The sequence below is a fragment of the Leptospira weilii genome (assembly GCF_006874765.1).
Lineage (GTDB): Bacteria > Spirochaetota > Leptospiria > Leptospirales > Leptospiraceae > Leptospira > Leptospira weilii.
This window is the reverse complement of record NZ_CP040840.1, coordinates 3,585,397-3,592,500: the sequence shown is the minus strand read 5'-3', so window position 1 is coordinate 3,592,500 and position 7,104 is coordinate 3,585,397. Positions and strand designations below refer to the sequence as shown.

Sequence of the window (7,104 nt, the reverse complement as noted above, 5' to 3'; positions counted from 1 at the left end):
TGTGACGCGAACGCTGTCAACCCGGGAGTTGCGCCCGGGAAAGAGGAAAGAGCCTACATTAATAACTGGGATTTGGCGGGAGCGAGAGCGATCAATGCGACGGACTATATCATCAATGTGGAAAAGTTGGACCCGTCCTGGTTTCAAGCGGTAAGCTTCGGAGCGTTTCGTCCTTTGGTGGTCGAATATGCGGGAACACCCGAAGCGAAAGCTTATAATCGAAGGATCGATATCGTGGTTATGACCGAGAAATCTACCAAAAGAAGTCCTTATGAAACCAATTTCGGACTTCCAAAAACGAAAATTCCCGGCTCAGAGTCGAGTGTACCCGGCAAAGAGTGATCGGAAGAACGACTAACGTCAAAATTCAGGAGGCAAACCCATGGGTGACGCGGAAATAGATGAGGAAGAAGGCGGGCTCCCCGCAGCCGAAGGCGGAGGTGGCACATCGCCTATTATCAAATGGCTTCTTTATGTGGCGGGTGCCATTTTCGGAATTATAATTGTTGCGATTATTTCGATGATCGTTGCAAAAGAAACGACGACGAAAATGTTCTATGAGAAGAAGAACGTAGCGCTGGTAAAACCTCCTCCGCCTTTGGCGAACTATAACTTCACGGAAGAATTTCGGATCAATACTTCGGACAAGGGAGAAGCTCATTTCGTAAAGATGAAACTTGCTTTCGGGATCGCGAAGGAAGATCAAACCTTATCCGCCGAGCTTGCGGAAAGAAATGCCCAAATGCGTGATTTGATTAACTTAATCGTGGGTAGAAAATCAAAAGATGAACTCATCAACATTGAGGATCAATTGGATCTGAGGGAAGAGATTAAAGCGCAAGTGAACCACATTCTTACCGAAGGTAAGATCCAAGAAGTCTACTTCACGGAGTTCATCGTCAACTGATGGGGAAAATTCTAGGCGTGATTCCGGCGCGTTATGCGAGTTCCCGTTTTCCGGGAAAACCACTCGCAAAGATAGGCGATAAAACGATGATTGAATGGACATATAGAAATGCTTCCCGGTCTACCGCTCTTTCCGAACTGGTAGTCGCGACGGACGATACTAGAATTCACGATGTCGTATTAGCGTTCGGCGGGAATAGCGTAATGACGAGGGCCGATCATATTTCGGGAACCGATCGAATCATAGAAGTTGCAAATCGATTTCCTGAATATTCCGTAGTTGTAAACATCCAAGGAGATGAGCCTGGAATCGAACCGGAATTGATAGACGGGGTTGCGAGTCTAAAAGCTTCTCATCCCGAATGGGAGATGAGTACGGCGGCGGTTCCTTTAATCGATTTTTCTCATGGTGAGGATCCCAATCGGGTTAAAGTAATCATCGATCGGAATGGAAAAGCGATTTATTTTTCTAGATCCTTGATTCCCAGCCAATTTAAAAGGGCGGTTCCATTGTATCGCCATTTGGGGATTTACGGATATGACCGGGATTTTCTTTTAAAATACAATTCTCTTCCAAAAAGTAATTTGGAAGAATCGGAGTCTTTGGAACAACTCAGAGCGATCGAAGCAGGTTATGGAATCGGAGTTTATTTGTCTCAAGAGGCGGGGTTGTCTGTGGATACTCCCGCTGATTTGGAAATTGTGATTGAAGATTTTAAGAAACGAAAATGGATTATTTAGCTTCTAGTTTGATTTAGAAAAATTGGAAAAAACTTTTCTAAAAGTGGGCGATCCCACATTTGATTTTATTTTTTAGCAAAAAATATTTACTGCTCCGATTGGGAGTGTCATATAACGCTTGTCTCAAGATTGAAAGAAATTATTTAACGTGAGTTCGCTAAATTTGTGATAAAGTGGAGTGGTTCCCGCAAATAGATAGTTCCTGGGCTTTTGGAATAACCTTTTCGTTGTTAAATTCCTATAGTAGTTTCCCACACATCCGTAAATTTCCAATCAAGGGTTTTGGGGACAATACCTAAATTTTAGATAGGAGATTTCTTTAGGTGTAAATCGGATTACTTAAGGGCTTCTTGAAGAGAATTGTGGATCAAAACAAAATCCGTTAATCCTACAATATCCATTACCTTTCTGAAATGTTCATTCAGACCTGCGAATTCAATCTTCTTGTTCGCCTCTGAAGCTTTTGTAATCAAGCTGATAAGGGTCGCAATTCCGGCCGAATTGATGTAAGAAGTCCCATGAAAGTTTAGAATTACACGATCTCGTTTCTCTTGGGGGATAGATTCGTATTTTCCTAGAATTTCCTCGTCCGCCTCCGATGTAATTTCCCCTTCGATATGGATGATCGGAATGGAGACGGCAAGATCTACAAAAACTTTGAAATCGTCTGGCATAAAGAAATTTTACAACTTAAAAATCGCTAAATTCTATGAAAGTCAATCGAATTACGCATAATTTCCGAGTTCGGTCGGGGACAATTGGTCAAATTGTCTTCCGCATTTTTTGCAATAAAATTTAACAGCCTTCGGTTTGCATGAAATTCCGAAGAGAATCAAAAAGATACCGAATTTGGAATATATTTTCTCTTCTCGACTATTGGGAGAAGTTCTGCTGACTCCGCAGTCTTCGCCACAGGGATTGTTTAAATTCACAAGAATAATGTAGATTAGGGGTCGAAAAACGCCAGTCGAAAAAGTAGAAATGGATCGGAAAACTCTTGTTTTCCGATCCGAGAGAAAATCTTAGTTTTGAGAAAGATGAACTACATATTTTGCAAGTAGTTTGAGATTTTCATCACCTAAGAATTTATAAGCGACCATCGGGCTGTTTGGAATTCCGTTGTTGAGAGTTTTTAGAACTCCCGCCTCTGTATTCCCATTTTTCCACTGCGAAGCAGGGGCCCTATAGTTGCGAGGTTTTGGATTGAGACTTGCTGCAGCGGCTCCGTCTCCCGCTCCTTTTTCTCCGTGACAGGAAGCGCAGTTTTGGTTAAAAATTTCCTGTCCCTTTTGAAGTTCGGGGCTGAGAGCTGAAGCGGACTCCGTTGCAGTAGGAGTGGACGCTGTTTCAACCGGTTTTTCGGGCTTATCTCCACAGTTCAAAAAAAGAACCCAAGAGGTAAGAGCGATAACGATGGAAAGGATCATATTTTTGGAGTTCATCGAAAATCACCTCTATTTAGCAAGCCAGCTTATCTTGTGAGGAAAATTCATGATAGGATTTTTTTGTCAGACAAATGTCATGGGCTTGATTTTTCTCGGGATTTCGGGGATCAAACGAGGCCAAAGATGAATCCGATTCCGGGCTCATCTCTTTGGAATTGAACGGGAAGATCGATTTTTACCGATTCGGTTACGGAAACTTCTCCTTCTAAAATTCCCATTGCCTTGATTCCTTCTTCCAACTCTACAACCGCCAAAACATAAGGCGCTCTTTGGGCGAGGTGTCCGAAACCTACGTGAACTACTGTATAGGTGTAAACCTTACCTTTACCTGAAAATCGAATTTCGGATATTTTGGAATTTCCGCATTGAGAACAAGCGATCAAAGATTCCGTCGTTTGGAAACCGCAGGAATCGCATTTTTTTCCTTTCAAGATTTTTAATATAGTTTCAGACATATTTAAACTCTTTCCGAATCGCGCATCGATTGCCTAACCTGAGTGTCGATCACAAAAGCCCTTTGAATTTTGTTTCCCAAGTTCCGATGGCCGCTGGCTTTCGTATTGGTATTTTATCACTATGTAAATTAGAATATTTCAATGTGTTAATTCGTAAGGTTCTTCGAATGTGTCGATTGAAATCACCCGTAATCCATAGAACCGTTTTGAGATTCAAATCGGGGGTTGATTCAAAAAATATCTCTAAACTTTAAACGTCCGGCAAGTTTCTAAAAATAGACTTTTATTTATTTTTTAAAAACATCACTTTCTTTCGAGATTTGTTTCCCTTCTTTCCATTTGCCACTATAAAGAATTTTTTGATCTTTTGCGACAAGTACGCCGTATCCGTTCGCTTCGCCGTTTTTCCATTGACCAATGTATTTTTTTCCGTCCCAATAAATCTTTGACCCAAATCCGTTTTTACAATCACCGTTACAGGATTCTTTCAAAAAGATAAAATAACTGCCACCGAGTAAGAATGCGATCAAAAGCGGAATGAAAAAGGTCCTGAATTTATTTTGTCTGAAAAGCGGAGCTGACTTTATCATAAACGTCCTCTAAAAAATCTGAAATGCGAGTTGTAATGTAGGTATAAGCAAAGCGAAGTAGCCGGATATAAAAATAGCTTTTTTATAACGATGACAAAACGTGAGAAACTTAGTATGATTCTGAATTAAGTTTGAGATATGAGATTCTTCCTTTAAATTTCCCATCTCCGAACGGATTTTCTTTTTTTTCTCTTTTGTTGGCGAATGCAAGTCATCAAGATTTGCCAGTTCTGCCCCAAACCAAAGAAGTTTCTGTTTAGAAAAGGGCCGACCGAAGAAAAACTCGGGTATCGTATATGATTTGGAATATTCGAGAATCTTTGTTTGGCATTTTTGACATTCGTTCAGGTGTTTTCTGATTAAAAACGGAATTTTTTTGCGCTCATTCGTTTTTAAGTAGTCTTCGACATTCCAATCTTTACATATCTGCATATTCTGCAAATCTAAATAAGCTTTCAATTTAATCCATACTTTTTTCGTTCTATTGTTTCGAAAGAAATAAATCGATTTCTGATCGTTAGGGAATCAAACTCATGACAACCGATATTTTAATGCGACTAGATCATTAGCATCAAATTGTATTTTTAATCTGTCTGTGTTTGCAATATTACCGATCCCTATAAAATAGAATACCGTTAATTTGAGCGCAAATCCCGTGTTTGGACGCAGCATTTTGGACATTCTATTATGTAGATATGAGTATGATGCAAGTTGAATCGGAAGCTTTACGGCGGACCGAATTAAGATCTTGAGCCTTTCGTTTTTTTAAGGAATTTATTTTCATAGACTTTGCAAATCGTATTGATTCTACAGGTTTCGCAGAGTTCCTTATCATACATTGATTTGCATTTTTTCAGGATTCCCAATCGACTGAGGGCAAAATCGCCTTTGACCGGATCGTCCGGAAAAATTTCCCGGAAAAAATTTGTGATTTCTTCGGCTTTTTTCCAATCCGGTGTTTGACGGGAACCTATCTGTAAAACGTTTGCAATTCTTTGAATGTGAATATCCAAAGGAAATTGTAATTCCGAAGGAGAGATTGTGGTATAAATTCCGAAATCCGGATATTCTTTTCGAACCATCCATCGAAGATACATGGAATATCTTTTTAGGGAAGTCGTTCGAACTCCTTGTCCGATTAAAAACTTATATCCGTAACTTTCCGTTTGTTTTTCATTGATCTTTCTGGATTCCTCCGAAAACCGAAGTTGGAAAGCAAGGATTCTTCGTCTTAAAGTTCCTCCCTCCGTAAACGATTTTTGATCTTTTGTAGAGAGTTTGAATTCTCCTTCTTGGGGCATGGAAAAAAGCGATTCGAGTCTATGATCTTTTGTTTTTTGGAGTTTGTTTTGAATCGTTTGTAAAAAAAGATATATGTCTGCCGGTTTTTGAAAGCGATAGGATTTGAGTTCATTCCGGATGTATTTGAGATCTTCTTTTAAAAGAAATTGATATGGGGAGTTTCCGCAAAGTGCGAAGAGTCTTTTGAGATGTTCTTTGATTGAGACGACGTTTCCGTAGGAGAATAAAGCGGAAATGAATCCGGAAACTTCCCGGTCTTGAAGATCCGAGTAGGAATGGGGAAACTCTATCGGATCCGACTTGAGATACTGGGGTGTTTGGTATTCTAAGAAAATTTTTTTCAGAACCTGTTTGATTCTTTGAGAAGGGTGTTTCAAGATTCTTTTTTCTTTTTATTTGCCAGATAAGTTCTTGATTGTAGTTCTCTCGAAAGAGCTTTTTCCATAAAAGCAGACGCTTCCCACAAAAGGTCGGGATCGATTCCCGTAGGGATTCCCGATTTTTCTAGAAAATATACCAAATCGTCAGTAGCTAAATTTCCGGCGGCTCCTTTGGCGTAAGGACATCCTCCCAGACCTCCCGAAGAAGAGTCGAAAGAACGAAGTCCCATTGAAAAAGCTTTTTCCACGTTTGCGATCGCCATTCCGTAGGTGTCGTGAAAGTGTCCTGCAAGTTTGTTAACAGGAATTTCTTTAAGAAGACATTCTAATAATACTTCTACTTCTGCGGGAACTCCCGTGCCTATGGTTTCGCCGAGAGAAATTTCGTAAGCGCCTAAATCCAGAAGAATTTTGGAAACGTTTAGAACCTTATTCGGATCGATCTTACCTTCATAGGGACAATCGATCACGGTGGAAACATAACCTCGAACTCGGATACCGTCATCTTTCGCAAGTTTGAAAATCTCTTTAAATCCGTCGATGGATTCCATGATCGTTCGATTGATATTTTTTTTTGTGAATGATTCGGAAGCCGCCGTAAAAACTGCAACTTCCCTATAGCCTGCGTTTTTAGCGGCTTCATAACCTCTTATGTTCGGAGTCAGTGCCGAATAATGAATATTTCCGTTTAGATCCAAAAGTGCGGAAAGTTCCGAAGCATCCGCCAATTGAGGAATGGATTCTTTTTTTACAAAAGACGTAGCTTCTATATTTTTTAAACCCGCTTGAACCAAACGTCGAATGTATTCCGCTTTGATCTCTGTTGATACCGCACGTTTTTCGTTTTGAAGTCCATCGCGCGGGCCTACTTCCGTGATTTTTATTTCCATTTCCCTATCATCCGATCCTTGTATGGAAAGTCGGCAAGCTAAATATCCTGGCTCTTTGCCTATTACCAAAGCCTGCTCCAAGCCGTCATTTGTCTAAAACCTATCTCGAAAATATTTGAGAAGGATCGGAATCGTCGTTTTAAATAAGGTATTTTTGAAATTAGGTTTTACTGATCTCTACATAAAGGAGTACCGCCGATTTTAGCACAAATCCCGCGTTTAGATGCAGAATTTTAGACACTCTATTATGTAGGGATGAGTAGTAAGACTTAGAATTTCTTTTATTTAAACTATAAATTATATAATCGCGTATATGAGCCCGCTTGGTGATTGAAAGGAATCTGCTTTGTGATTTGATGGTAAGATTTGCAAGATGATGGAAAAGGGCGTCCGCG

At 40.1% G+C, this 7,104-nt stretch carries 11 protein-coding genes (1 of these 11 only partly in view); 3 read left to right on the top strand and 8 right to left on the bottom strand.

The genetic code is table 11. The annotated features are described in order from the left end of the window. The 3 genes in view from motB to kdsB are tightly spaced (at most 40 nt apart) and all read left to right on the top strand, a layout consistent with a single transcriptional unit that may run on beyond the window. On the top strand, positions 1 to 342 hold the end of the coding sequence (gene motB / locus FHG67_RS17565) for a flagellar motor protein MotB (RefSeq protein WP_002619768.1). It extends 486 nt beyond the left edge of the window; only the last 342 of its 828 coding nucleotides appear in the window; its start codon lies beyond the left edge, outside the window; its stop codon occupies positions 340 to 342. 40 nt (positions 343 to 382) lie between these two features. Then, positions 383 to 907, top strand: coding sequence for a flagellar basal body-associated FliL family protein (locus FHG67_RS17560; RefSeq protein ID WP_002619749.1), 525 nt, complete (start codon positions 383 to 385; stop codon positions 905 to 907). Beyond that, positions 907 to 1,647: a 3-deoxy-manno-octulosonate cytidylyltransferase gene (gene kdsB, locus FHG67_RS17555; RefSeq protein WP_004500496.1), complete on the top strand. Its 741-nt coding sequence runs from the start codon at positions 907 to 909 to the stop codon at positions 1,645 to 1,647. Before FHG67_RS17560 ends, kdsB begins: the two co-directional genes overlap by 1 nt. Positions 1,648 to 1,982: 335 nt before the next feature. Here the strand turns inward: kdsB and FHG67_RS17550 are convergent, their stop codons facing one another. The 8 genes from FHG67_RS17550 to FHG67_RS17510 all read right to left on the bottom strand — a co-directional run bounded on the left by FHG67_RS17550 (position 1,983) and on the right by FHG67_RS17510 (position 6,709). Next, positions 1,983 to 2,321 carry an STAS domain-containing protein gene (locus tag FHG67_RS17550; protein WP_002617940.1) on the bottom strand — a complete coding sequence of 113 codons (339 nt, stop codon included), beginning with the start codon at positions 2,319 to 2,321 and terminating at the stop codon, positions 1,983 to 1,985. A 51-nt stretch (positions 2,322 to 2,372) separates the two neighbouring features. Further along, entirely contained in the window at positions 2,373 to 2,579 is a 207-nt protein-coding gene (locus tag FHG67_RS17545) for a hypothetical protein (RefSeq protein WP_002617915.1), read from the bottom strand. A gap of 90 nt (positions 2,580 to 2,669) precedes the next feature. Beyond that, on the bottom strand, positions 2,670 to 3,089 hold the full coding sequence (locus tag FHG67_RS17540) for a c-type cytochrome (protein ID WP_002617932.1): 420 nt from the start codon (positions 3,087 to 3,089) through the stop codon (positions 2,670 to 2,672). 110 nt (positions 3,090 to 3,199) lie between these two features. Continuing rightward, positions 3,200 to 3,547, bottom strand: a complete 348-nt coding sequence (locus FHG67_RS17535; RefSeq protein WP_142499867.1) for a Zn-ribbon domain-containing OB-fold protein — start codon at positions 3,545 to 3,547, stop codon at positions 3,200 to 3,202. A 287-nt stretch (positions 3,548 to 3,834) separates the two neighbouring features. Continuing rightward, a complete protein-coding gene (locus tag FHG67_RS17525) occupies positions 3,835 to 4,137 on the bottom strand; it encodes a hypothetical protein (RefSeq protein WP_004497260.1) in 303 nt (100 codons plus the stop codon). Positions 4,138 to 4,146: 9 nt separating this feature from the next. Beyond that, complete coding sequence (locus FHG67_RS17520) at positions 4,147 to 4,569, bottom strand: hypothetical protein (RefSeq protein WP_042678985.1); 423 nt, start codon at positions 4,567 to 4,569, stop codon at positions 4,147 to 4,149. A gap of 308 nt (positions 4,570 to 4,877) precedes the next feature. Continuing rightward, positions 4,878 to 5,816, bottom strand: a complete 939-nt coding sequence (locus FHG67_RS17515) for a TIGR02757 family protein (RefSeq protein ID WP_142499866.1) — start codon at positions 5,814 to 5,816, stop codon at positions 4,878 to 4,880. Continuing rightward, on the bottom strand, positions 5,813 to 6,709 hold the full coding sequence (locus tag FHG67_RS17510; protein ID WP_004501035.1) for a hydroxymethylglutaryl-CoA lyase: 897 nt from the start codon (positions 6,707 to 6,709) through the stop codon (positions 5,813 to 5,815). The genes FHG67_RS17515 and FHG67_RS17510 overlap by 4 nt, the downstream gene beginning before the upstream one ends. Positions 6,710 to 7,104: the final 395 nt, after the last annotated feature.

Coding starts and splice junctions, on each gene's coding strand:
- FHG67_RS17540 (WP_002617932.1), bottom strand. CDS start 3,089: ATGAACTCCAAAAATATGATCCTTTCCATCGTTATCGCTCTTACCTCT.
- FHG67_RS17520 (WP_042678985.1), bottom strand. CDS start 4,569: ATGCAGATATGTAAAGATTGGAATGTCGAAGACTACTTAAAAACGAAT.
- FHG67_RS17560 (WP_002619749.1), top strand. CDS start 383: ATGGGTGACGCGGAAATAGATGAGGAAGAAGGCGGGCTCCCCGCAGCC.
- FHG67_RS17535 (WP_142499867.1), bottom strand. CDS start 3,547: ATGTCTGAAACTATATTAAAAATCTTGAAAGGAAAAAAATGCGATTCC.
- FHG67_RS17525 (WP_004497260.1), bottom strand. CDS start 4,137: ATGATAAAGTCAGCTCCGCTTTTCAGACAAAATAAATTCAGGACCTTT.
- kdsB (WP_004500496.1), top strand. CDS start 907: ATGGGGAAAATTCTAGGCGTGATTCCGGCGCGTTATGCGAGTTCCCGT.
- FHG67_RS17550 (WP_002617940.1), bottom strand. CDS start 2,321: ATGCCAGACGATTTCAAAGTTTTTGTAGATCTTGCCGTCTCCATTCCG.
- FHG67_RS17510 (WP_004501035.1), bottom strand. CDS start 6,709: ATGGAAATAAAAATCACGGAAGTAGGCCCGCGCGATGGACTTCAAAAC.